Source organism: Allobosea sp. P4_E12 (assembly GCF_056401655.1).
Genome location: NZ_JBFUIY010000042.1, coordinates 1 through 24,029, shown reverse-complemented (window position 1 = coordinate 24,029; position 24,029 = coordinate 1). Strand labels below are relative to the sequence as shown.

At 60.3% G+C, this 24,029-nt stretch carries 15 protein-coding genes; 9 read left to right on the top strand and 6 right to left on the bottom strand.

Annotated elements, in window-relative coordinates; genetic code table 11:
- Positions 1 to 229: 229 nt before the first annotated feature.
- From AC1DW9_RS31755 to AC1DW9_RS31740, 4 genes are all read right to left on the bottom strand, one after another.
- Positions 230 to 1,384 (bottom strand): glycosyltransferase, encoded by a 1,155-nt coding sequence (locus AC1DW9_RS31755; RefSeq protein WP_441508388.1) that lies wholly within the window; start codon positions 1,382 to 1,384, stop codon positions 230 to 232.
- A gap of 106 nt (positions 1,385 to 1,490) precedes the next feature.
- The gene (locus AC1DW9_RS31750; protein ID WP_476777201.1) at positions 1,491 to 2,180 is read right to left on the bottom strand and encodes a sugar transferase; all 690 of its coding nucleotides are present in this window, start codon (positions 2,178 to 2,180) and stop codon (positions 1,491 to 1,493) included.
- A 307-nt stretch (positions 2,181 to 2,487) separates the two neighbouring features.
- Entirely contained in the window at positions 2,488 to 3,135 is a 648-nt protein-coding gene (locus tag AC1DW9_RS31745) for a LuxR C-terminal-related transcriptional regulator (protein WP_476777200.1), read from the bottom strand.
- 84 nt (positions 3,136 to 3,219) lie between these two features.
- Positions 3,220 to 4,563, bottom strand: a complete 1,344-nt coding sequence (locus AC1DW9_RS31740; protein ID WP_476777199.1) for a polysaccharide biosynthesis/export family protein — start codon at positions 4,561 to 4,563, stop codon at positions 3,220 to 3,222.
- A 532-nt stretch (positions 4,564 to 5,095) separates the two neighbouring features.
- On the opposite strand from AC1DW9_RS31740, the gene AC1DW9_RS31735 reads away from it, so the two are divergent.
- The 3 genes from AC1DW9_RS31735 (at position 5,096) to AC1DW9_RS31725 (ending at position 8,054) form a co-directional block, all read left to right on the top strand.
- Entirely contained in the window at positions 5,096 to 5,860 is a 765-nt protein-coding gene (locus AC1DW9_RS31735) for a hypothetical protein (RefSeq protein ID WP_476855296.1), read from the top strand.
- 83 nt (positions 5,861 to 5,943) lie between these two features.
- A complete protein-coding gene (locus AC1DW9_RS31730) occupies positions 5,944 to 7,176 on the top strand; it encodes a glycosyltransferase family 4 protein (RefSeq protein WP_476855295.1) in 1,233 nt (410 codons plus the stop codon).
- Positions 7,177 to 7,220: 44 nt separating this feature from the next.
- Positions 7,221 to 8,054, top strand: coding sequence for an FkbM family methyltransferase (locus tag AC1DW9_RS31725; protein ID WP_476777404.1), 834 nt, complete (start codon positions 7,221 to 7,223; stop codon positions 8,052 to 8,054).
- A 137-nt stretch (positions 8,055 to 8,191) separates the two neighbouring features.
- Here AC1DW9_RS31725 and AC1DW9_RS31720 read toward each other — a convergent pair whose 3' ends face one another.
- Both AC1DW9_RS31720 and AC1DW9_RS31715 read right to left on the bottom strand, forming a co-directional pair.
- Positions 8,192 to 9,037, bottom strand: a complete 846-nt coding sequence (locus AC1DW9_RS31720) for a glycoside hydrolase family 16 protein (protein ID WP_476777403.1) — start codon at positions 9,035 to 9,037, stop codon at positions 8,192 to 8,194.
- A 150-nt stretch (positions 9,038 to 9,187) separates the two neighbouring features.
- Positions 9,188 to 10,282 (bottom strand): glycosyltransferase, encoded by a 1,095-nt coding sequence (locus tag AC1DW9_RS31715; protein WP_476777402.1) that lies wholly within the window; start codon positions 10,280 to 10,282, stop codon positions 9,188 to 9,190.
- A 392-nt stretch (positions 10,283 to 10,674) separates the two neighbouring features.
- On the opposite strand from AC1DW9_RS31715, the gene AC1DW9_RS31710 reads away from it, so the two are divergent.
- The 6 genes from AC1DW9_RS31710 to tnpC all read left to right on the top strand — a co-directional run bounded on the left by AC1DW9_RS31710 (position 10,675) and on the right by tnpC (position 24,015).
- A complete protein-coding gene (locus AC1DW9_RS31710; RefSeq protein ID WP_476855294.1) occupies positions 10,675 to 12,006 on the top strand; it encodes an NAD(P)-binding protein in 1,332 nt (443 codons plus the stop codon).
- Between the two features lie 1,504 nt (positions 12,007 to 13,510).
- Positions 13,511 to 19,732 carry a HAMP domain-containing protein gene (locus AC1DW9_RS31705; protein WP_476855299.1) on the top strand — a complete coding sequence of 2,074 codons (6,222 nt, stop codon included), beginning with the start codon at positions 13,511 to 13,513 and terminating at the stop codon, positions 19,730 to 19,732.
- A gap of 14 nt (positions 19,733 to 19,746) precedes the next feature.
- On the top strand, positions 19,747 to 21,420 hold the full coding sequence (locus AC1DW9_RS31700; RefSeq protein WP_476777400.1) for a response regulator: 1,674 nt from the start codon (positions 19,747 to 19,749) through the stop codon (positions 21,418 to 21,420).
- Positions 21,421 to 21,646: 226 nt separating this feature from the next.
- The gene (tnpA, locus tag AC1DW9_RS31695) at positions 21,647 to 22,084 is read left to right on the top strand and encodes an IS66-like element accessory protein TnpA (RefSeq protein ID WP_476776686.1); all 438 of its coding nucleotides are present in this window, start codon (positions 21,647 to 21,649) and stop codon (positions 22,082 to 22,084) included.
- Entirely contained in the window at positions 22,081 to 22,437 is a 357-nt protein-coding gene (tnpB, locus tag AC1DW9_RS31690; RefSeq protein ID WP_476776687.1) for an IS66 family insertion sequence element accessory protein TnpB, read from the top strand. The genes tnpA and tnpB overlap by 4 nt, the downstream gene beginning before the upstream one ends.
- Positions 22,438 to 22,536: 99 nt before the next feature.
- A complete protein-coding gene (tnpC, locus tag AC1DW9_RS31685; RefSeq protein WP_476776734.1) occupies positions 22,537 to 24,015 on the top strand; it encodes an IS66 family transposase in 1,479 nt (492 codons plus the stop codon).
- Positions 24,016 to 24,029: the final 14 nt, after the last annotated feature.

Sequence of the window (24,029 nt, the reverse complement as noted above, 5' to 3'; positions counted from 1 at the left end):
ACCGGTAGAAGACGTTCTCCGCGTTCGCGCGGGGTGAGGGCGAGCTCGATCGCGAATGCGAAGCTTGAAAGGCGCGGCCATGGGGCGGCTATGCGACCGTTGGTTCGGCCATTCGGCAGGCATGGCTGCGCAAGCGCGCCCGATGAGCGCGGGGAGGTTGCCTTCGATCATCTCCAATGGTTCATCAGACAAGGCCGGCCCCTCGAATACCCGCTCGGAAACCGCTCGCTCAAGCCGTGCTCAGGAGCACCGGTCGCTCACGCTGCGCGGAGGGAACCAGGGTGAACGTACCGGCCAACGGCTTGAGCAACTGGTCAATATGCGCCCGCATCTTCCCCTCGAAGACGCTGCTCGAGAACATGCGGGCGTGGTTCGCGATCTCTGTAGGCTGCCACACGATCGCCCGCGCTCTCTCCTCTGCATCGATGATCGCCTCGACGCTCTGTTCGTCGAAGAACAGGCCGGTAAAACCATCGACGACCGTTTCCGTGGCTCCGCCGCGTCGGAAGGCGATGACCGGTCGGCCACTCGCCATCGCCTCGACCGGAACCATTCCGAAATCCTCCTCTCCCGGAAAGATCAAGGCGTGGCAGCGGGAATAGTGGCGGCGCAATTCGGCAAAGGGTTGCGGCCCCAGGACCGTGACGTTCGGCTTGGCCATCCGTCGTAGCGCGGCGAGCATCTCGCCGCCGCCGATCACGACGAGCCGTCGGCCGGACCGATTGAAGGCTTCCACGGCGAGATCGGGGCGCTTGTAGCCGACAAGTTCCCCGGCCATGAGGCAATAGTCCTCGACCTGCTCCGGCGGCACCACCTCGAACGCGTCGACATCGACCGGCGGGTTGATCACCGTGGATGCGCGCCGATAGTAACGGTGCAACCGCTGGGCAACGGTCTCGGAGTTGGCGATGAAATGATCGACGCGGTCGGCAGAAATGCTGTCCCAGTTCCTGACGTAATGCGCGAGAAAGGGCATAAAGAAGCGGGTGAATACGCCGGATCGATTCCGGTATTCATGGAACATGTTCCAGATATAGCGCATCGGCGAGTGGCAATAGCAGATATGCATCGAGCCGGGCGGGGGAATGATCCCCTTGGCCGGTCCGGACTCACTGGAGATGATGAGATCGTAGCCCCGCAGATCGAGTTGCTCGAGCGCGAGGGGCATTAGGGGCAAATATTTCTGATAAAAATTAGAGGCTCGTGGCAGTCGGTTGATAAAACTCGTCGTCACCTTGTGGCGCCGGATTTCGTCCGACACCGCTTCGGGAACGTAGACATGGGTGAACAGGTCGGCCTCGGGATACATGCGGCAGAGAGCCTCGATAACCTTCTCTCCACCTCGCATTCCGACCAGCCAGTAATGGACGATCGCGACCTTCATAGGGGGAGGAACTCCCTGACGCAGTCTTGGGCCTTAGCCTGGCCTGGGGACGGCTGTTGCATTGAAGGCTTTCCCTTCGTTTGACGAGTTCGGATAGCTCGCGCGTCTAGCGGCTGCCCCGTTGCAGCAGAACCGCGGGGAGGGTCTTCGCGAGAATCTTCGCGTCCAATAGCAAGCGCCATTCGCTGGCATATTGGCTGTCGAGCGCGACGCGGGTTGCGTAACTGCAGTCACTTCGACCGCTAACCTGCCATAGCCCGGTGAGGCCCGGTGGAACCGAAAAGCAATGCGCAAAGGCTTCGCCGTACCGCTCAATTTCGGCCCCAACGATAGGCCGGGGGCCGACAAAGCTCATGTCGCCGACGATGATATTGAAGAGTTGCGGAAGCTCATCGAGGCTGCTCCTGCGCAGAAACCCACCAAACCGCGTGATACGTGGATCGCGCGAGAGCTTCTGAGAGTCGGCCCATTCTTTCGCAGCGGCCGGGTCCGAACCGATCAGGCGCTGCAGTGCCTCATCGGCATCGCAGACCATGGTTCTAAACTTCCAGCAAGCGAAAGATCTGCCCCCCTTACCGATGCGCATTTGGCGAAACAACGCTGGGCCCTCATCGGACGATCGGATCAGAGCGATGAGTACAATGATCAACGGCGTTAGAAGGATGATCAGTACCGACGCCATCGACACATCGAACAAGCGTTTTGCCGTGTATTCTGCTGTGCGAAGTGTCTTACGCCTTCGTATAGGTGACGAAAGCGCTAATGCGAAGTATCGTGACTTCAATGATCGATCCATCGCCTCGCCCTACACCACGGGGAGAATATAAATATATTATTAATCGAAATTGGTTATATAACAAGACGCTTATTGTGCGTCGCACCATATTTGACCACAACGTCAAAAAACTGATCCAATAACGACCATTGTCAGTAAAATTCCCGACAGAACTATCGATGAATCGCCGCATTATTGATCGCTTAGGTCCGTAGAGACTGTCGCGCACGCCGATTAAGATGGCCGCGGCTCTACGAGCGACCCGGTATCCGATGAATTGAGGGGCATTTGATTGAACGGGGCGCCAGATGCCGCGAGCCCGCGGGAACTATTGGAACCAGCCCTGGATGATAGCGTACTGCACGATCTTTCGCCTGTTATCGATGCCGAGCTTCATGCTTGCCCGCGCCTTGTAGGTTTCCGCCGATTTAGCCGCGATGCCAAGAGTGTCAGCTGCCTCTCGAACACTGAATCCGAGCGCAATCAGTCGTAGGACCTCGCGCTCGCGGCTAGTCAACGTGGCTTGGATTGACGACCCATTTATGCGCTCAAAGGCAATGCGTTCTCGGGTTTGAGCGTCCGCTGCATCGTTGAAGTACTCGCCGCGGCGCACGGCGGCGATTGCTTTGGGTAAGATCTGAATTGGGGATTGCCTGAAAACGAAGCCACGCACGCCCAGTGCCAACATGTGTCGGGCCTGAGCCGCCTCCGCCTGATCAACCAGTACGATCACCCGCAGGTATGGCACGCTCATCAACAGCGCTTCCATCGCCGAGACGCCGTTGAAGCTCGCGCTCACAATCAGGACGTCCGGCATGGCGCCATTCACAGCGTCGATCAGTTGGCCGACCTTGTTCGTCTTACCCACGATCTCAATGCAGGGATTCCCTTGAAGGCAGGAATGCAACCCGACCAGAAAGATTGGATGCTCGTCAGCCAAAAAGACGCGAACCAGGGGCTCGCCCGACAATGCCATGCCCTGTTCCTTCGGTTGATTGGCGACTGTAGCAGGCACGATTCGCCGCGATGTCTCTGGTTCTCCCTGGGCGAAAGGCTCCGGTTAATTCTGCACGCCTGGCGAAGCGCCGGTGGGCGGCCGCGCGGCGATCGACCGCAGCCCCGCCCGTTCGATCTTCACCACATCACCGGGCTGGATCGTCGAACTTTCCTCTATCTGGATTTCCTGAACCGCTTCTCTATCCTGGCGCAGGATGCTGAACCGCATTCGGCCCAACGTCCGCTCTTGCTCTGTCTGAAGCGCCGGCGCGACCGCGCTGGATTCATAGATCAGCGCGCGCAAGGAGTTGATCCGATCAACGGTCTGCTTCAGGGAGAGCTGGGTCTCGCGGAGCTCACGCGCAATATCGATCTCGCGCTCATTCGAGACCTCCAGGATCGAAGCTTCGAGCCGGCTGATCTCCTGCTTTGTCCGCGCTGTAGCTAGTATCAAGTCCAGGGCCTGGCTTTCGGATTGCGCCAGATTTTGCTCAACCGCGAGTTGGCGCGGATTGACCGTCAACCCCCGCCGAATGAGGCTATTGATATTGTCGAGTTCGCGCTGGATGAGATCCTGTTGGCGCTTCTGAGTGATTTCCTTCGCACTAAGCGTCCTCAGTTCCTCGTCCAGCATCCTGCGGGATTCCCGCAGGAGTTCGATGCGCGACACGATTGCCTTGCGACGCGAAGTGAACAGGGCGCGCTCCTCGCGCATCGCGTCAGCCGCGCCGTCCCCGCTATAGCGCTCGATCTCGCTTGCGAAGCGAATGTCGTCTGCCTGGCGAGCCTCGGCTTGAAGGCGGTCTCGACGCAGCAGAAGCGAGACGAGTTGCGACTGCTGTACGCGGATTTCGCCTTCGGCGACGATCGTCTCGCGCTCGAATCGACCTAGCGCCGTTTCCGCGCGCTGATAGCCACCCGCGATGCTTACCGCATGCAAAGCCGTCATTGCAGGGCGGTATGCGTACTCTCCTGGGCGCTCGACCGCCCCAACGACATAGATCGGGCGGTACTGAGCCATCTCCACTGCGGTTGCTGGTGCCGAGACGAGCCCTGCGGCCACTTTCAATCTGTCGGATATCGTTGCTGCGATATCCGCCATCGTCATGGTCTCGACGGAGAATGCGCCGATGACTGGGAGCGACAGCATGCCTGCAGGGCTGACTGTAAATTCACCGCTCAGAGCCGACCATTCGAAAAGCTCGCGCGTGGTCGGTCGCCATTCGGATACCTTGATCCGGAGACGATCATGCGGACCAACGTGATACTCCGCTGCAATGGCAAACCCACTCGGGAGAGCCGCGAACATGCAGACCAGCGCCAGAAGTCCCCCACGAGCAGCGCCGATGCACTTTCGGCCGAAATCACCCCGTTGAGACGGGCGATAGATCTGAACGCATTGCTTCACGGAACACTCCAAACGGATTGGCCGTAAGTACCAAAGCAAAACAGCGGCCAATTCTCGCGCTGCCGTTAACATTCCCTTAAACGGTGCTCCTCCAATCTTTCGGGAGGGGCGGGATCCGGCGTGCTTCTCCGGGACGGCAATTAAGGCTAAGGTCCTGTTGGGATGAAGCGCTGCGGAAGCGAAAACCAATGCTGATAGTCCTGTTCATCGTCGCGCTCGCAAGCGGAGGGCTGACGATCTGGCTTTTTTGGGCGCAAGGCGCCCTCTTGGCGATGGTCTTGGGAACGGTCGCAGCCAGCGCCACGGTTGGCCTTCTCAGCGTTATCCTCAGCGCCAGGCGCTCCCGCAGCGCGGCAAGGGAAGCAGAAACGCCTCGTGTCATTCCCCGTACCTTGGACACGGGGCCGCGCCCCTGAGCCGGCGACAGTACGGCCTGCCTGTCTGCTAAGCCCATTTGGCACATGAATTGCTGAGCCACCTGCTGGTGAGGCGGCAGTCGCCGTCTCCGCCGTCTGCGGACAGGGGATCGGCATTGTCACGTCCACTGCGCTTTCGAGGCGAAGACCGGGACTTTCAAACCGATATCCATCGGATGCGTCCCATCCGAAACGTTCTGGTCACTACGCTCGCGTCGATCAATCGTGAAGTGGACGGACTTACGCGCCGCCTGGAGGCGGCCCGCATGCAGGCCGCTGAACTTATGGGGAATGAGGACGGCATCTATTACGAACGCGAGGCGGAGGATGAGGCTGGCCTTGTCGAGGCCGAAGCCCAGATGAGCAATTGCCAACGGCGTCTGGCCGAACTCCAGACCCAGCGTGCGATGCTCGGAGATTGGCGGGCACAGATCGAGGGATCTAAGTTAGGCTCCGCCCTGCTAAAATCCGGGATTTCGCCGGCGACGGGCGCGCGCCCATGGCTTCGAGCATTCGGGAAAGTAGTAGCGTCCCGGAAACTCTGCCGTGTTCTGGGCTGGGTGCTGGCCGGCATCATCGTCTACGCAACCCTTTCGGGGATCGAGCAGCGGCCAGCCATCCCCGGAGGCTTTCCGGATCTGGAGCGGATCCTGGCGTATCTATTCACTGCCGCCGCGTTCGCGATCGGGTACCCGAGGCATCGGTTCGTCATTTTCGCGGCTGGTTTCGCCTCGGTCGCGCTGCTGGAGGTGGCGCAGAACTGGATACCGAGCCGTCACGGCACCGTCCACGACTCTATGGTCAAGGCGGCCGGGTTGGGGATCGGCATTCTGCTCGTGCTGCTGACGGAGCGCCTCAAACGGCACGAAGGCTATTCGTGAAGCTTGCCCACCATTTCCATAGCTCGGCGCCGCCCCAAGCCGGGGTAAGTGGGCCATGACCGGCGGCCAGACCAACAGAGCCCTTGGCCCGCCAGACCGGCGATGGGCGCGAGGAGTTGAAGATGTTGCTATCGGATGAGACGAAATGCACTGCTCGGGGCGCAGCAGTCGGCGGCCGCGGTTGGGAAGCTCACAACGACCCGCCGATCAGCGTGTTTGCCCATTTAGCTTACGACAAGGACGCGGATGGCTGGCGTGAGGCCTGGGCGAACGGGACCCTGGTCGGACGGAACGATATGACGCCCTATGGTTATGGAAGAGCCGGATTGATGGGCTGCCGCGTGAGGTTCTCACGATCCCGGAACGAAGGCATGCTCGGTCGCCTGGTGCGCCTCGGTGCCAGGGTGATTTTGGGATTCGACATGGCCCATGCCGTGTCCCAGAGAGATGCGATCTTTCGATCCGATGTCGTGTGGACACATACTGAATCGCAGTTCCTGGCGGTGTCGGCGCTGCTCATCGTGCGAGGAAATGGCCCCAAGCTAATAGGCCAGAGCGTATGGCTGTTTGACCGCTGGCCGCGCTTTGGACCGATCAGGAGGGCGCTTTACCGCTTCTTGATCCGCCGCGTGGATGTTCTGACGACGCTGTCCACCGCCAACGCCGAGATCGCCCGAAAGCTCTTTCCTGACAAGCGAATTGAAATGTTGCATTTCGGAATCGGGTGCGAAGATCTCGCCAAACCAGTCCAGGCGACGGGAGCGAGGGCTTCGGTTGTTGCCGTCGGAAACGACCGCCATAGAGACTGGAAGACGCTGATCGCCGCAGTCAACGATCTCAAAGGCGTCGAAGTCGATATTCTCTCTCATACGGCCGGGAGGCACAGGGGGCTCGCACGATCGCATGTCCGGATGTGGCCCGCCAAGACGAACGACCAATTGCGTGCCGCATACGGACGCGCATCAGTCGCCGTCGTCCCGCTTACAGAAAATGCCCACGCCAGTGGAATCACCGCCATCCTGGAGGCCATTCTGGCCGGCGTCCCCGTCATCGCGTCCGATGCCGGAGGCCTGCGCTCCTATTTTACCGACAACGAGGTAATCTTTGTTCCGGTCGGAGATGCTGGCGCCTTAACGGCCGCAATCGCGCGTGTCATTGCGCAGCGCGAAACTTCTTTGGCGATGACAGCTCGTGCTCAGGTGCGGGTCGTCGAGGGGCCGGCTAACCTGGATGCCTACATTCGCAGACATGTCGAGATCAGTCGCGAACTCGTTCGCGCCGAGACCCGGCAGCCCGGCACGGTGCACGAACGCTGAGATACAGCCCTGTCGCCAGTCGCCGCGCAACATGGAGATCGCAGGTGAACTCAAATCTTGTATACGACTTTGGCCTGCACCGAGGCGAAGATACCGAATTCTACCTGAAGAAGGGCTTCAGTGTTGTCGCGGTCGAAGCCAATCCGCAGCTGATCGAGGAATGCAGGCTCAAGTTTCGCGATGAGCTTGAGGTAGGTCGCCTCCACATCGTCGAAGGAGCAATCGCGCCGCCTTCAGCCGGTGATACGGTGACCTTCTACAGGAACCCGCGCGCGTCCATCTGGGGGACCATCGAGCCCGATTGGGCCTATCGCAATGCGGCCCGTGGCTTTGAAAGCGAAGCCATCCAGTTGCCCAGGATCGACGTGCCGGATGTATTCGCGCGCTTCGGGGTCCCTCATTACGTCAAAATTGACGTCGAAGGGGTCGATATTCTGGTTCTGGATGCATTGCGGGAGTTCCCGGAGCGGCCGAACTATCTTTCGATTGAATCGGAAAAGGTCGATTTCGACGAGCTCATCAAGGAATTCGATCTCCTTGAACGGCTCGGCTATACGAAGTTCAAAGTCGTTCAGCAACGGAGCATTCCCGGACGGACCGTTCAGGTGCGCACCGTCGACGGCAAGCCGATTGCCTATACCTTCATGGAATGCGCCTCGGGCCCGTTCGGAGAAGACATCCCTCAGCCCTGGCTGACAAGGGACCAGGCGATCGCATCCTACAAGGCGATCTTTGCCAGATACCGGATGTTCGGAGATCGCTCGGTCTATTCGAAACTCCCGCGCGTCGCGAAGGGGGTGATATCGACGGCCTACAAGGCTGCAACCGGCTACCGGGGCCCGCTTCCGGGCTGGTTCGACACCCACGCCTCGCTTTAGGCCGCTTTATTGCCCGGCATTCGGGCAGCACCTTCGCCCATTGGCGCCACAAGCCGATGACGACATGGCAGACCGGTAGCCTTGTCCGCACCCCGCGCTGCGGTGCGAATGCGCTGCCTGTTGCGCTGTTTAACCCCCTATCGCGGCAGTCCGACAGGACAGCCTTCAGGCGGCCCGGAACCCCGCTCATAAACATGCACATAATCGACGTAGAGCTTTGAAGGGTTGGGCGTCTTGTCGATCGGCCAGCCGCTTCCCAATGCGAGATTGACCAGTGGGTACATCTTGCTGTTGAGCTCAGGTGGCGATGGGTAGGACCAAACCTCATTCCGATCCAGGAGGAAGGTAATCTTGCTCGGGGATATATCCACTCCGAACGTGTGAAAGTCCGCGACAAGCGCTCCGTCCTTCACATCGATGACCTTGGCCTGACCTCTCTTCCTTGTGAGGTCCTTGTACCAAACATGTACCACGGACTGGAAAGCAGCCGTGAACTGCCCATAATATTCAATGACGTCGATCTCAACATCCCCGTCAGAACTGTTGGCAGGCTTGAGCGGCGCCAGCCAGAACGCCGGCCAGGTGCCCGGGCCCGGGGGCATCTTCATTCGCACTTCGAAATAGCCGTATTGAGCGCCGACACCGGCTCCGCTCGCGTCGGCCCCAGCGATCAGCCCGGATTTCCACTTCCCGTCGGGGGTCTTTGAGGCCGTTATGACGAGCACGCCGTTTTCGATCTGGAATGGCCCCTGCGGCCCGGGATCCATGAACTGCGCGTCTCCAAAGTCGCCGTTCCACGGCGTGTGGGCAGTCCAGCGCGCGGGGCCGAGCGTGCGGGCCGCGATGCTGAGGGTGTCGAACTCCTCGAGCAGAACCGGGCGCAAGGCGCAGCTGTCCGAGCGAGGCTGCGCCCAAATGATCTGCTGGCTGCCGAATGCGGCGAGCAGGAATGCGGCAGAACTCATTTTCAGTAACGCGGCCATCGCGAAGCCCTCTATTTGGTTAGGGCACATGGTCCGCCCTTCGACGGGGGTCCGGGCCTCGCCCTGGCAGCCGGGCTCCTGCGCAAAACCGTGCCAGCCGAGGCGATCTGCAAACGCAGTGCCAGTGAAGCGTCACAGTTCCGCTGACGGTCATGCGGATCTTCGCCCGTCCCACGGATTCCCTACCTCGCGACGGGGGGCGCCAGCGACTGGGCGGCCGGCGGCCTTCGTAAGAGCCAGCGCGTGCTCCGCCGCCACTTTTGCGACATCGAAACGCGCGACGTAAGCCGAACGAAACTCGGCGAATGCACGCTCGGCAACGATGTTGTCGTGATAGTAGAGCATCGCCTCGACCGCACCGGCCTTGTCGTCCGTCCGGACGAGTCGGCCCAGCCGCTCGTCGGTCAGAATATCGCTCGGGCCGAATTCACAATCCGACGACACCACCGGTAATCCGACACGCAAAGCCTCGCAGATCGCAAGGCTCCAGCCCTCCCAGCGCGACAGCGAGACGTAGACATCGGCAGCCGCCAGCGTACGAACGGGATCCTGCGGGTGATGTTCGAAGCTCACCGAATCCGCGATCCCGAGGGTACTGGCCTGAGCAAGCAGCCCAGCCTTCTCCTCGCCGTATCCGACCAGGACGAGTCTGGCCTTCGGACGTAGGCGAACGACGTCGGCGAACGCCTCAATAATTAGGTCCTGCCCCTTCTGAAAGCAAAAGCGTCCAACGTTCACAAAGACGACGGGGTCATCGTCATCGCGTGCCTCGCGCTCCATGGCCGGGAATTCGCGGACGGGATTTGGGGTCCAGTGGCTCGCCGCTCCCGGGAAATCCCGTCCGAAGGCCATGAGTTGCTTTGGGCTGGTGCCGAAGACGTAGGCCAGACGGTCCAGCACGAGCATTCGGAAAATGCCAAAGAGGATATTGGCTTTGGGATGAGTGTTCTCGTGCCGCGGGTTTCCGTGCAGGTGGAGAACCAGACGCGGACCGAGGCCGAGGCACGCGACCCAGACGATCGCTGTCGGTTCGATTTGGGGCACGACGACCAGATCATAGTTCCCATGCCCGATCATCCGGCGCAGGACGCCCATCTGATGCATACGTCCGCGGATCGAGCCCTTCAGATACGTGTACGCGCGTGGCCCAATGGCATAGTCGCCGTAGTCCGACAGATGCAGGACCGCAATCTCGAACCGCGATCCGTAGTCGACGGCTATCGTATTTGCGATCTCGTCGACCACCCGCTCGATTCCGGCAAATTTCCCTGTCGGTGGCAGGACATAGAGAATCCGAGCTCTGGTCATGTGTCTGTCATTTCTCTTACGTCCGCAGCTGAACCGCTAAACCTGGTGCGCGGCCGTGCTGGTGCGCCTGCAAGAGTCGCTCCAACCGCATGGATCGCTTCTATTACAGCGCGATTGATCTTGTGGTTTTCGCTAGCAGGGATCGATAGTCGAGCATCGTAACTTGCGTGCCTTCAGGAGAGGCAAAATTTAAAAAAAACTGGATGGCTGGTCGCGATTCAGCGCGAATCTGCCTGGCGATTGAGCAAGCGGTGCTAGATTGATTTGCTTTTAGGGGTATGGCGCCTTGCCTATACTGTGCTTTTCCAGCCCTTTAACCGGTCATCACTATGCAAGGGTCTGCGCTCCCGAATCCCCCTGCCGTGACAGAACGATGCGATGCGGTCGTGCTTGGCGCGGGGATTTCCGGACTGGTATCTGCTTCCGTTCTTCTGGAGCAGGGCTGCGAGCGGGTAATCATCGTCGATGAATATCCGCATATCGGCGGAAATCACATCGACTGGTCGTCAGACGGGTACACCTTCGATATCGGCAGCATCATATTTCAGGACGATTCACCGCTCCTTAAGCATTTCCCGGAGCTACTTGAACACTATGTGCGGATCGATCCCAGCTGGAGCAGGCTGACACCGCAAGGGATCGTGACCGCTTATCCGATTTCGGTCAGGGATGACATCCTCGCGGCCGGGCCGATCGAAATTTCGAAGATCCTTGCCTCTGTGCTCTATGCGCGCATCTTCCGACGGAAGATGCGGAATGCCAAGGAATTCGCGCAGTTCTGGATCGGCGACCGGCTTCTGCAAAGATCGGGGCTCGATTCGTATATGACGCGCTTCTATGGCGTTTCGTCCGACCAGATCGACATCGAATTGGCTAGGAAAAGGATGCTCTGGATCAGCGAGCACAGCTCGCTGAGGTCCCTGCTGGCCCGTCTGGTAAAGCGGAAGCAACCACCACCCACGAACCGCCAGCTTGCGCGTCCGCGTGAGGGATATGGCCACCTGTACGCTGTTGCTGCTGCACGATTGGCGAAACGCGGCGCATCCATCGTCACGCATGCCAGGATGCTTCGGTTGGAGAAGCGCGACGGTCACTTTTGCCTCGCCCTGGACGACAAGGTCATCCTGGCCGAACGCGTCATTTCGACGATCCCCCTCATGAGGATCGAAGCGCTGTGCAATCTGCCGATCTCGGACAAGCTCGGAACGATCACGCTTCTGACTTTGTATTTCAGCTTCTCGGGTGAACGCGGTTTCGGAGAAGCGATACTCTATAATTTTTCTCACAAGGGGGCCTGGAAGCGGTTGACCGTGTACTCGGATTTTTATGGGCGACGCGGGRATCGGGAGTACTTTGCCGTCGAGGTCATCGCCAACCACATCCAGGGATCGGTCKTTAAAGCCGAAAAGGACTTCCGAGATCATGTGGCGGCTAACGGGCTTTTCGCCGGAGATCTCAAGCTCGAAGGAAGCCATTTCCTCGAGAATGCCTACCCGATCTACAAAGGGCGAGCGGATCAGAAGGCCGCAAAGGCCATCCAGGCACTGAGGGCAATGGGGATCGAGTCGTTCGGGCGGCAAGGGGGCTTCAATTACCAGCCGACGGCGCGCGTCTCTACTTTGGAAGCCGAGGCCGCCTTGCGACGCACAAGCGGGCTTTGACCAGCTTTCGGATGGTCTAAGAGCCCATGTCTCTAAGTAATTAGGCAGCGGGCTCGACGTCCTCCATCGAGGTGTTTGATGCCGACTTGACCATCCCCGACGATCTCAGACGTCGAAATCCTGGGATGGATGGCGGAAATCGGTCGAGATGCCCGTAATATCTGTCCCGGCTCGCTTGTTGCCGGCTATGTGCGTCAACAAGAGCCATTCCAAGCCGAGGGCATGTGCACCCACCAATGGAATGCAAAATTAGGGAAATTCACGCGGACGTGAGCAGCTCACTGAGCAACAATCGGCGTTAACCTGAGCCTGCTTTCCGTTCCATAACGAGTGGCAGGACGATACTCGCGCTCTCTACGCGCGGCGCAGTGAAAGTTAGCACCGCCCCGCTGTAAATGGTCACGGAAACTGTGAGGGTGAGTCCGCCGACGCAGTGAAGTTCCATTTCGCTCGACATCCCACAGCGATCGATGTGGCTAATGTTCCCGGTAAAGGATCCCTCCCAGATGCCTTCTCGCCGAGCGGCCTCGAATTGATAAAGGCCAGGGATAGAATAGTTGTGGCGCAGCATTAGCCGGCCTCTGCCTGAGGGCATCAAATGTTCCTTTGTGGCGTAGCTTCCTCGATGTAGGCACTCGGCGGTTCTTGATGTTCGAGCACGCAGCTCGACTGTGCTGGGCCTCCATCAAAAAAGTAAAACCGGGAGGCAAGTCCTTTGTTCCCCCCAACCGCTCTCATGCCCATTGTTCAAGGGTCCAGATCAGCGGGACGGCTCGTGGGTCGTGCCCGAGTTTGGGAGCGAGCCAGCCCCGACGACCAGCAAGCGGCGTGAAGGTGTTCGAAGCAGATGGGGGGAGGAGTGGAGGGAGGGGCTGACTTCGGACGTAATCGATAGACTGGTCCAAGAGTGGGCCGGAGACCTTACGCCTGAGTCCGTCGCTGCCTTACATGTGTTGGAACCAAGGCGGATTTGGGGCGTTTCGTCGTGAGCTCAGTTCGAATGCACTGATGGCATCCTGGAGGTTTTGGCTTGCACATCCGCAATTCTACCTCTGCCAGCTGCCTTGAGCCGTCGCTCCCGTCGCTCATGGCCGTAGCCTTGAAGCTTCAGTCATCTAACAATCGGTCGACGTGCTGTAGCAGCAGTCCGCTCGATCTATTTCTGGGTGCCGCCGGTTCCGCTCAAAGGGCTCTGTGGAGGGGCGTGAGGTACGCGCAACGTTGCCGCCACCGACCCGGCTGTCGGGGCGTGCCGAGCGAAGCGCCGCTCTCGCGTACTGCTGAGCTCACACGTTAAGATAGCCTCCCAAATCCGTGCTGAGCGTGCTGTGCGACCCGGATTGGAAATGTGGCGCCTAGATCACTTTGTGGTTGATACCGAGCGGAGCCAACTCCCATGAACCATGCTGGAAGTGACAAGGATCAGGCTCTGTCCAAGCAGCGGCAGACCACCTTGCCGGCAGCCAATCCTGAATTCGGCGCAACATCGGCCACGGACGGCTCGGTGGTTGACCTGGATGAACTTCTGAATGCCTTCCAATCGATGCGCCGCGGGGAATTCTCCGTCAGGCTGCGGGGCAACCAGATCGGTCTAGCCGGCAAGATCGCCGATGCCTTCAACGACATCGTCGCTGCCAATGAAAGAATGGCAGAACAACTGGAACATGTGGGTCAAGTTGTCGGCCGGGATGGAAAGACGCGAACCCGGGTGCGTTTTGGACTGTCCGCCGGCGCCTGGGCGGATATGGAAAACTCCGTCAACGCGCTGATTGACGACCTTCTGTGGCCGACCGCCGCGGTCAACCGCACGATCTCCGCAGTCGCGAAGGGCGATCTCCTCCAGACGATGCCGCTCGACGTGGACGGGCGTCCGCTCAAGGGAGAGTTCCTGCGCTCGGCGACCATCGTGAACACGATGATCAAGCAACTCAGTGTCTTCACCTCGGAGGTGACGCGCGTCGCAAGGGAGGTCGGCACAGATGGCAAGCTGGGTGGCCAGGCGCAGGTCCGGGAAGTCACCGGGGTCTGGAAGGATCTAACCGAGAGCGTCAACTCGATGGCCTCGAATCTGACGGCTCAGGTCCGCAATCTTGCCGAGGTGACCATCGCAGTTGCGAATGGCGACCTCTCCAAGAAGATCACCGTCGACGTGCGTGGGGAGATTCTGCAGCTGAAGGAAGCCATCAATACGATGGTGGACCAGCTTCGTTCCTTCGCCTCGGAGGTGACGCGCGTCGCTCGCGAGGTGGGAACCGAAGGCAAGCTCGGAGGGCAGGCCCTCGTCCCCGGCGTCGCAGGCACCTGGAAGGACCTGACCGACTCCGTCAACGCCATGTGCGGCAACCTCACTGCTCAGGTCCGAAACATCGCTCAGGTGACGACAGCGGTGGCTCGCGGCGATCTTTCCCGCAAGATCACCGTGAACGTCTCGGGAGAAATCCTGGAACTCAAAGAGACCATCAACACGATGGTCGATCAGCTCAACGGCTTTGCCGGTGAAGTCACGCGCGTCGCGCGCGAGGTCGGCACTGAAGGGCGTCTTGGGGGACAGGCGCAAGTGCCGGGTGTCGCGGGAACCTGGAAGGACCTGACCGACAACGTCAACTCGATGGCGTCCAACCTGACGGCCCAGGTTCGCAATATCGCCGAGGTCTCGACGGCGATCGCCAATGGCGACCTATCGAAGAAGATCACAGTGACCGTGTCGGGCGAGATCCTGGAACTCAAGGAAACCATCAACACGATGGTCGACCAGCTCAACGCCTTCGCCTCGGAAGTGACGCGCGTTGCGCGTGAGGTCGGCACGGAGGGGCGCCTTGGTGGCCAGGCCAACGTGCGCGGCGTCGCTGGAACCTGGAAGGACCTGACCGAGAACGTCAATTCCATGGCCGGCAACCTGACGGCCCAGGTTCGCAATATCGCCGAGGTCTCGACAGCGATCGCCAATGGCGACCTGTCGAAAAAGATCACCGTCGATGTGAAAGGTGAGATCCTCCAGCTGAAGCAGACGATCAACACCACCGTGGACCAGCTTAACGCCTTCGCATCAGAGGTCACCCGCGTGGCTCGGGAGGTTGGCACCGAAGGCAAGCTCGGTGGTCAAGCCCAGCTAAAGGGTGTCGCGGGAACTTGGAAGGACCTCACCGACTCTGTGAATTCGATGGCTTCGAACCTGACCGGTCAGGTCCGCAATATCGCTGAAGTAGCGACCGCCGTGGCGCAGGGCGACCTTTCGAAGAAGATTACCGTGACGGTGTCCGGCGAAATTCTGGAGCTGAAGGAGACGATCAACACGATGGTCGACCAGCTGAACGGCTTCGCCGGCGAAGTCACGCGCGTCGCCCGCGAGGTCGGTACGGAAGGGCGGCTCGGCGGCCAGGCCAACGTTCTCGGTGTCGCTGGAACCTGGAAGGACCTGACCGACAGCGTGAACTCGATGGCCGGGAATCTCACGGCGCAGGTCCGCAACATTGCCGAGGTCTCGACTGCGATCGCCAATGGGGACCTTTCGCGCAAGATCACCGTCGACGTGAAAGGCGAAATCCTTCAGCTGAAGGAAACGCTGAACACAATGGTGGACCAACTCAATCGCTTTGCGTCGGAAGTGACGCGTGTAGCGCGCGAGGTGGGCACGGAGGGCAAACTCGGTGGCCAGGCCCAGGTGCCGGGCGTCGCCGGGACCTGGAAGGATCTAACCGAGAACGTCAACTCGATGGCGTCGAACCTGACGGGCCAGGTCCGCAACATCGCTGAGGTTACCACTGCCGTGGCGCGCGGCGATCTCTCGCGCAAGATCACCGTCGATGTAAAAGGCGAGATCCTCGAACTGAAGAATACCATCAACACCATGGTGGACCAACTCAATGCGTTCGCAGGGGAAGTCACGCGCGTCGCACGCGAGGTCGGCACGGAAGGAAAGCTGGGTGGCCAGGCCCAAGTGCCCGGCGTCGCCGGAACCTGGAAGGATTTGACCGACAGCGTGAATTCGATGGCGGGCAACCTGACCGCTCAGGTTCGAAATATTGCGGAGGTCGCGACCGCGATCGCCAATGGTGATCTTTCGCGCAAGATCACTGTCGACGTCCGCGGCGAAATTCTGCTGCTCAAGGACACTCTCAATACGATGGTCGACCAACTCCGCTCCTTTGCGGGGGAGGTCACCCGCGTAGCGCGCGAAGTCGGAACGGATGGACGGCTGGGCGGTCAGGCGGTGGTTCCCGGCGTGGCTGGTACCTGGAAGGATCTCACTGACAACGTGAACCTGTTGGCCGCAAACCTGACCACGCAGGTTCGCAACATTGCCGAGGTCACGACTGCAGTCGCTCGCGGCGACCTCTCGCGCAAGATCACCGTCGACGTGAAGGGCGAGATCCTCGAACTGAAAAACACCATCAACACGATGGTCGACCAGCTCAATGCCTTTGCCGGCGAGGTTACCCGCGTTGCGCGTGAGGTGGGTACGGAAGGCAAGCTTGGTGGCCAGGCCCAGGTGCCTGGCGTTGCCGGAACCTGGAAGGACCTGACCGATACGGTCAACGTCATGGCTGCAAACCTCACCGAACAGGTCCGTGGCATCGTCAAGGTGGTGACGGCCGTGGCCAATGGTGACCTCAAGCAGAACCTGACGGTCGCCTCGAAGGGTGAGGTCGCCGCCCTCGCCGAGACCATCAACAACATGACGAACACGCTCGCGACATTCGCGGACCAGGTGACCACGGTGGCGCGTGAGGTGGGGGTCGAAGGGCGCCTGGGTGGTCAGGCCAATGTCCCGGGCACCGCAGGGACATGGAAGGACCTGACCGGCAACGTCAACCTCTTGGCCGCGAACCTGACCACGCAAGTCCGCGCAATCGCCGAGGTGGCGACTGCGGTGACCAAGGGCGATCTGACGCGCTCGATCCAGGTCGAGGCACGGGGGGAGGTCGCCGAGCTCAAAGACAACATCAATACGATGATCGGCAACCTGCGGCTGACTACCGAACGCAACACCGAGCAAGACTGGCTGAAGACCAATCTCGCGCGTTTCACCAGCATGCTCCAGGGACAACGCGATCTTTCCACCGTGGGACGCATGTTGCTGTCGGAGTTGGCGCCGCTGGTCGGGGCTCAGCACGGCGTCATCTATCAGGTCGGGGCCGAGGCGGATCAGCCGGTCCTACGGCTTCTCTCGACCTATGCAGACGATCCCGCGAACGGCCATCCCGCGCGGCTGCAGATGGGTGACGGCCTCATTGGCCAATGCGCGCAGGACGCACGGCGGATCCTCGTCACTGACCTGCCAAAGACGATCACTCCGATCGGCTCAGGGGTGTTTAGGGCGCGGCCGCGAAACGCAATCGTGTTGCCGGTGCTGTCCGAAGGCCAGGTGAAGGCCGTCATCGAGCTTGCCTCGATCGCAAGCTTCACGGAGCTCCAGCTCTCCTTCCTCGACCAACTCACCACATCCATCGGCATCGTTCTCAATTCCATCGAGGCTACGATGCAGACCGAAGGGCTCCTGACCCAATCGCAGCAGCTCGCCACGGAGCTCCAGACCCAGCAGCGAGAGTTGCAGCAGACCAACGAGCAGCTCGAACAGAAGGCCCAGCAACTCGCCGAACGGAATGTCGAGGTCGAGGCCAAGAACCAGGAGATCGAACAGGCCCGGCGCGCCCTCGAGGAAAAGGCTACCGAACTCGCACTGACCTCAAAATATAAATCCGAGTTTCTGGCGAACATGTCCCATGAGTTGCGCACGCCGCTCAACTCGATTCTTATCCTCGGACAGCAGCTCGGAGAAAATCCCGAGGGCAATCTTTCTGACAAGCAGGTCGAGTTTGCGCGGACGATTCACGGTGCTGGCACAGATCTGCTGAACCTGATCAGCGACATTCTCGATCTGTCCAAGATTGAATCGGGAACTGTCTCTGTCGATGCCGAAGAGATTTTCTTCAACAGCTTGCTCGATGTTCTGACACGGCCGTTCCGGCACGAAGCGGAAGCTCGGAAGCTTTCCTTCAATGTGGAACTCGCCCCGGACTTGGATCGCAGCATCATCACGGACTCCAAACGCCTTCAACAGGTCCTCAAGAACCTGCTGTCGAACGCTTTCAAATTCACAGACCATGGGGGAATCCGCTTGCGAGTCTCGCCCGTGCTGAGTGGCTGGAGCGTCGATCATCCGTCACTCCGGCACGCCCCTTCCGTTGTCGCCTTTGAAGTGTCGGATACGGGCATCGGTATCCCGCCCGAGAAGCAAAGGATCATCTTCGAGGCCTTCCAGCAGGCGGATGCGTCGACAAGCCGCAAATATGGTGGGACCGGTCTCGGGCTCGCCATCAGCCGTGAACTGGCAAATCTCCTGGGCGGAGAGATTCAGTTGCAGAGCGCTCCGGGAGCGGGCAGCACGTTCACGCTGTATCTGCCTCTGAATTTTGTCGGCGCCGCGCCGATCGCAATGAGGCCTACCCTCACGGATGCCRCCGCGGTCTCAATCGCCGCACTCACGACCGGGCGTCTTGGGGACAAGGCGGCCGAGCAGCTCCTCGATGATCGCGACAAAATCCAGGACGGAGACTCGATCCTGCTTGTGGTCGAGGACGATCCGCATTTTGCCAGCGTTCTGGTCGACCTGGCCCATGCGAATGGGTTCAAAGTGCTCATCGCTATGCGGGGCGCCGACGCGCTCTCGCTCGCGCGTGAGTTTTATCCCACCGCAATCACACTCGATGTTTTCTTGCCGGACATGTTGGGCTGGACGGTGCTCAGCCAGCTGAAGCAGGATCCGACGACACGCCATATTCCCGTGCAGATTGTGACCCTCGACGAAGACCGTCAGCACGGGCTGGCGCGCGGAGCCTTCGCGTTCATGCACAAGCCGGCTACGAGCGAGGGCCTCGACCGCGCGCTTTCAAGACTGAAGTCATATGCCGAGCCTCATCGGAAGCGCCTGCTTCTTGTCGAAGATAATGACAGCGAACGCCTTGGCGTGACTGAGCTTCTGGGGCACGCCGATATCGATATCACCAGTGTAGACACTGGTGCGAAGGCGCTTGACGTACTGAGCGAGGGCTCGACCGACTGCGTGGTTCTGGACCTCAAATTGCCAGACATGTCCGGATTTGAAGTTCTGGAGCGAATCCGCGACGACGCAACGATTGCTGACGTGCCAGTGGTTGTCTTCACTGGTCGCGAACTCTCACCCGAGGAAGATGCGCAGCTTCATACGATCGCGCGCAGCGTCGTGGTGAAAGGCGTCGAGTCACCTGAGAGGCTGCTCGACGAAACAGCGCTCTTCCTCCATCGAGTCGTGTCCGACCTTCCTCCCTCGAAACAGGCGATGCTTGAGAGACTGCATAGCTCGGACGAAGACCTCGAGGGCGAAACAATTTTGCTCGTGGACGATGATGCGCGAAACATTTTCGCACTCAGCAGCGTTCTAGAGCGTCGCGGGATGAAAGTACTTACGGCGACGACCGGGACGGAAGCGATTACAATAATCAACTCTCAACCTGAGATAGCTCTCGTTCTCATGGATATCATGATGCCCGGCATGGATGGATACGAAACGATCCAGGTCATTCGCTCGAATCCATCGCTGCGGCGCCTGCCCATCGTTGCCCTTACCGCAAAAGCGATGAAGGGGGATCGAGAAAAATGCTTGGAAGCCGGGGCCTCGGACTATCTCGCGAAGCCGGTGAATACAGAGCAATTGTTGTCAGCTCTTCGGATGTGGCTCCATCGCTGATGAGAATCCCAACCATGGATCCGGTCAATATCCTGCTGGTTGACGATCAGCCCGCGAAGCTTCTGAGCTATGAGGTTATTCTTGAACACTTAGGCGAGAACCTCATCAAGGCTAGGTCTGGCCGTGAGGCGCTTGAGCATCTTCTAAAAACTGATGTTGCCGTCATCCTCGTTGACGTATGCATGCCGGATCAGGACGGATTCGAGCTCGTCGCGATGATCCGCGAACACCCTCGTTACCAAAAGACAGCGATCATCTTCGTCTCCGCCATCATGATGGCCGAACCTGATCGGCTACGTGGCTACGAGGCCGGTGCAGTCGATTATGTTTCGGTTCCCGTGGTCCCGGAGGTCCTGCGCGCGAAGGTCAAGGTCTTTTGCGAACTCTACCGCAAGAACAGGGAACTCGAACGCCTCAATGCTGAGCTCGAACGCCGTGTCGCTGACCGAACCGCCGCACTAGAGGCCTCATCAGCCGAGCTTCGCCTCCTCAACGAGAATCTGGAGCAACGCATTGAGGAGCGCACACGCGAACGCGAAGAAGCTCTGGCACAGTTGTTCGAAGCGCAGAAGCTCGACACGATCGGTCAGCTCACGGGTGGCGTGGCCCATGATTTCAATAACCTTCTGATGGCAGCTCTCGGAAGCTTGAACCTGCTCAAGAAGCATATTCCGAAGGAAGACCGAACCGAAAGATTACTTGGCAACGCGATCCAAGCAGCCGAACGTGGCGCTGCTTTGACAAAGCGTCTTCTTGCGTTCGCGCGCAGACAAGAATTGAAGCCGCAGGCAGTTGATATTGTTAATCTTGTCAATGATATGGAGAATCTGCTTCAACGCGCGGTTGGTCCTGGCATTAAACTGTCAAGCAGGCTGCCAGAGAATTTATCTAAGGTACTGGCTGATTCAAATCAACTAGAACTTGCCTTGCTAAACCTTGTGGTAAACGCACGTGACGCAATGCCTTCTGGTGGCGCAATCTTGGTCCATGCCGAAGATAAGATTATTTCGCCCAGTAATCAGTACCTGAATCTCAAGCACGGTGCGTACGTTTGTATCAGCGTTTCCGATACGGGGCTTGGTATGGACGAGGTCACTCTCGCTAAGGCAGCTGAACCGTTCTTCACGACTAAGGGGCCGGGCAAAGGTACCGGGCTAGGCCTATCAATGGTCCACGGCCTTGCAGCCCAGTCGGGCGGTACGTTGGCACTATCAAGCGAGGTCAATCGAGGCACGCGCGTCGACCTGTGGCTTCCGGTTTCCGCTGATGGCTCAGTTGAGGAGGTCGAACCCGGGCCGGCCACCACTCCCCACCGTAGCTCAAAATTTGTTTCCCGCACGATTCTCGTCGTGGACGATGACGCCCTGGTTTCAATGGGCACAGCGGCCATGCTGGAGGATCTCGGCCATACTGCAATCGAGGTTATGTCCGGCGCGAAGGCCTTAGAAGTGCTAGCTTCAAATCAGCAGATCGAGTTGATTATCACTGATCATGCGATGCCTGGCATGACGGGAGCAGAACTCGCGCGCTGTGTGCGGTCCTCTCGGCCCAGGTTTCCAATTGTCTTGGCTTCTGGATATGCCGAACTGCCCGACGACGAAGGTTTGTCCAACCTGCATCGGCTCGGGAAGCCTTTCGACCAGGCCCAGCTTGTTGCCGCAATTGAGCGGGCAATGAAAGGCGACTGAAACGTCTTGATCACTGGCGTCGCGCTCAGCCTTCTACAATCGTTGAGTTCTGCCGCCGTCGGCCAAAGGCCGCCGGAAGCTCCGTCTGCATGTTTGCGGGTTGGAGGCTAAGCCCCTTCGAGCATGCTTGTTATTTTCCGACCTAACGTAAGCGCTGTTCCGACCGCACCTTCTTCGCAGCGCGTTGAGCGCCCACTCTGACGATCCTGATTTGGAGGGTCGTTTTGTGTCTAGGCTTGACCATAGACTTGAGCCTGAGGGCGAGGTTCGCCGCTTCGAGGTGATCACCGGCGCGATAGGCCGGCGGCGTTGGAGTGCCGACGACCGGGCGCGGATTCTTGAAGAGACGCTGGTTCCTGGAGCGGTCGTCTCCGAGGTCGCGCGCCGGCATGGCCTGATGCCGCAGCAGTTGTTCACCTGGCGCCGCGAGGCGCGCAAGGCCGCGCAGACGCTGCCGGCCTTCGTACCGGCGGTTGTCACTCCCGAACCGGTTCTCGCAGCGGAGCCGCCGGCTGCATCGCCGCGCCGAAAGCGGCGCAGTCGACAACATCGGCGCGCGGCGGCGATCGAGATCGACGTCGCTGGTGTGAAGGTGACGATCGAGAACGGGGCCTCTCCGGCGACGATCGCCGCGGTGCTCGGTGCGTTGAAGGTCGGCTCGTGATCGGCCCGACCGGCGCGGTCCGCGTCATGGTGGCGACGAAGCCGGTCGACTTCCGCAAGGGCGCCGAGGGCTTGGCCGCGCTGGTGCGCGAGAGCATCGGCGCCGATCCGTTCTCGGGCACAGTCTATGTGTTCCGGGCCCGGCGCGCCGACCGGATCAAGCTGGTTTACTTCGATGGGACCGGCGTCTGCCTGTTCTCCAAGAGGCTGGAAGACGGCAAGTTCCAGTGGCCCGCCATCGCCGACGGCGTCGTGCGGTTGAGCGCTGCTCAGCTTCAGGCTTTGCTGGAAGGCCTGGACTGGCGCCGCGTGCACGAACGGCGCGAAACGCTGGTTCCGGTCGCGGCGAGCTGATCCGGTTCGTGCTGGCAAGCTTCTGTAATCTATGCTTGAATCGGCTTCGTGAGCGACGCAGCCGAACCTGTGACCAACGATCCGATCGCGCTTCGGGCGATGCTCGCGGCGGAGCGAGTTGAGAACGAGCGGCTGCGCCAGATCATCAAGGAGTTGCAGCGCCATCGGTTCGGCCGCCGGGCTGAAAGCCTGCCGGTCGATCAGTTGCTGCTGGGGCTCGAGGAGGCCGAGCAGATCGAGGCCGAGGGCTTTGCCAGCGAGGAGGCTGCCGATCCAGAGAAGCACGCCGAGCGGGCCAGGAAGCGGCGCACCAACCGTGGATCGTTGCCGGCACACCTGCCGCGCGTCGAGCAGGTCGTCGACATCCAGGACAAGACCTGCCCCTGCTGCCGCGGCGCGCTGCATGCCATCGGCGAGGACATATCGGAACGCCTCGACGTGGTGCCCGCCCAGTTCCGTGTGATCGTGACGCGTCGGCCGAAATACGCCTGCCGGGCGTGTGAGGAGGTGGTGGTGCAGGCGCCAGCGCCCGCTCGCCTCGTCGAGGGCGGCATCCCGACGGAGGCCACGGTCGCCCATGTCCTCGTCTCGAAATATGCCGATCACCTTCCGCTCTATCGCCAGGCCCAGATCTACAGCCGGCAGGGCGTGAACCTGGATCGATCGACCTTGGCCGACTGGGTGGGCAAGGCCGCTTTCCTGCTGCGGCCCGTCCATGCGCGGCTGTTCGAGCGCCTGAAGGCGTCGGACAAGCTCTTCGCCGATGAGACCACGGCGCCGGTGCTCGATCCGGGACGTGGCCGGACCAAGACCGGCCAGCTCTTCGCCTATGCCCGCGACGACAGGCCCTGGGGCGGATCGGATCCACCTGGGGTTGCCTATCTCTACGCGCCCGATCGCAAGGCCGAGCAGACGATCCGGCATCTTCAAGGCTTCGTGGGCACGCTGCAGGTCGATGGCTACGCAGGCTACAAGGTCCTGGCCGAACGCAACGCCGTGAGCCTGGCCTTCTGTTGGAGCCATGTCCGGCGGAAGTTCTACGAGCTGGCCCAATCAGGCCCGGCGCCGATCGCCATGGAAGCCCTTGCGCGCATCGCGATGCTCTACCAGGTCGAGGCCGAAATCCGCGGCCGCCCGGCCGAGGAACGTCGTGCCGCCCGGCAGGCCAGGAGCCGTCCCATCGTCGCGGCGCTGGAGTCGTGGCTCAAGGAGAAGCTCGGCCTCGTCAGCCAGAAGAGCAAGCTCGCCGAGGCAATCCGCTACGCCCTCTCGCGCTGGCAGGGCCTCTCCCGCTTCCTCGACGACGGCCGCGTCGAAATCGACTCCAACGTGGTCGAACGCGCAATCCGGCCGATCGCGCTCAATCGCAAGAATGCGCTCTTTGCCGGCTCCGACGGCGGCGGCGAGCACTGGGCCGTCATCGCCTCGCTCGTGGAGACCTGCAAGCTCAACGCCGTCGACCCGCAAGCCTATCTCGGCGACGTCATCGCCCGCATCGTCGCCGGCCATCCGCAAAGCCAGATCGACGGCTTGCTGCCCTGGGCCTACGCACCCCAGCCGCTCAAGGCCGTGGCCTGAAAACAGCGGTTACG

What these genes read in the sequence shown, in the direction of transcription:
- AC1DW9_RS31755 (WP_441508388.1), bottom strand. Translation starts at nt 1,384, where the DNA reads ATGAAGGTCGCGATCGTCCATTACTGGCTGGTCGGAATGCGAGGTGGA.
- AC1DW9_RS31750 (WP_476777201.1), bottom strand. Translation starts at nt 2,180, where the DNA reads ATGGATCGATCATTGAAGTCACGATACTTCGCATTAGCGCTTTCGTCA.
- AC1DW9_RS31720 (WP_476777403.1), bottom strand. Translation starts at nt 9,037, where the DNA reads ATGGCCGCGTTACTGAAAATGAGTTCTGCCGCATTCCTGCTCGCCGCA.
- tnpC (WP_476776734.1), top strand. Translation starts at nt 22,537, where the DNA reads ATGCTCGCGGCGGAGCGAGTTGAGAACGAGCGGCTGCGCCAGATCATC.
- AC1DW9_RS31700 (WP_476777400.1), top strand. Translation starts at nt 19,747, where the DNA reads ATGGATCCGGTCAATATCCTGCTGGTTGACGATCAGCCCGCGAAGCTT.
- AC1DW9_RS31745 (WP_476777200.1), bottom strand. Translation starts at nt 3,135, where the DNA reads ATGGCATTGTCGGGCGAGCCCCTGGTTCGCGTCTTTTTGGCTGACGAG.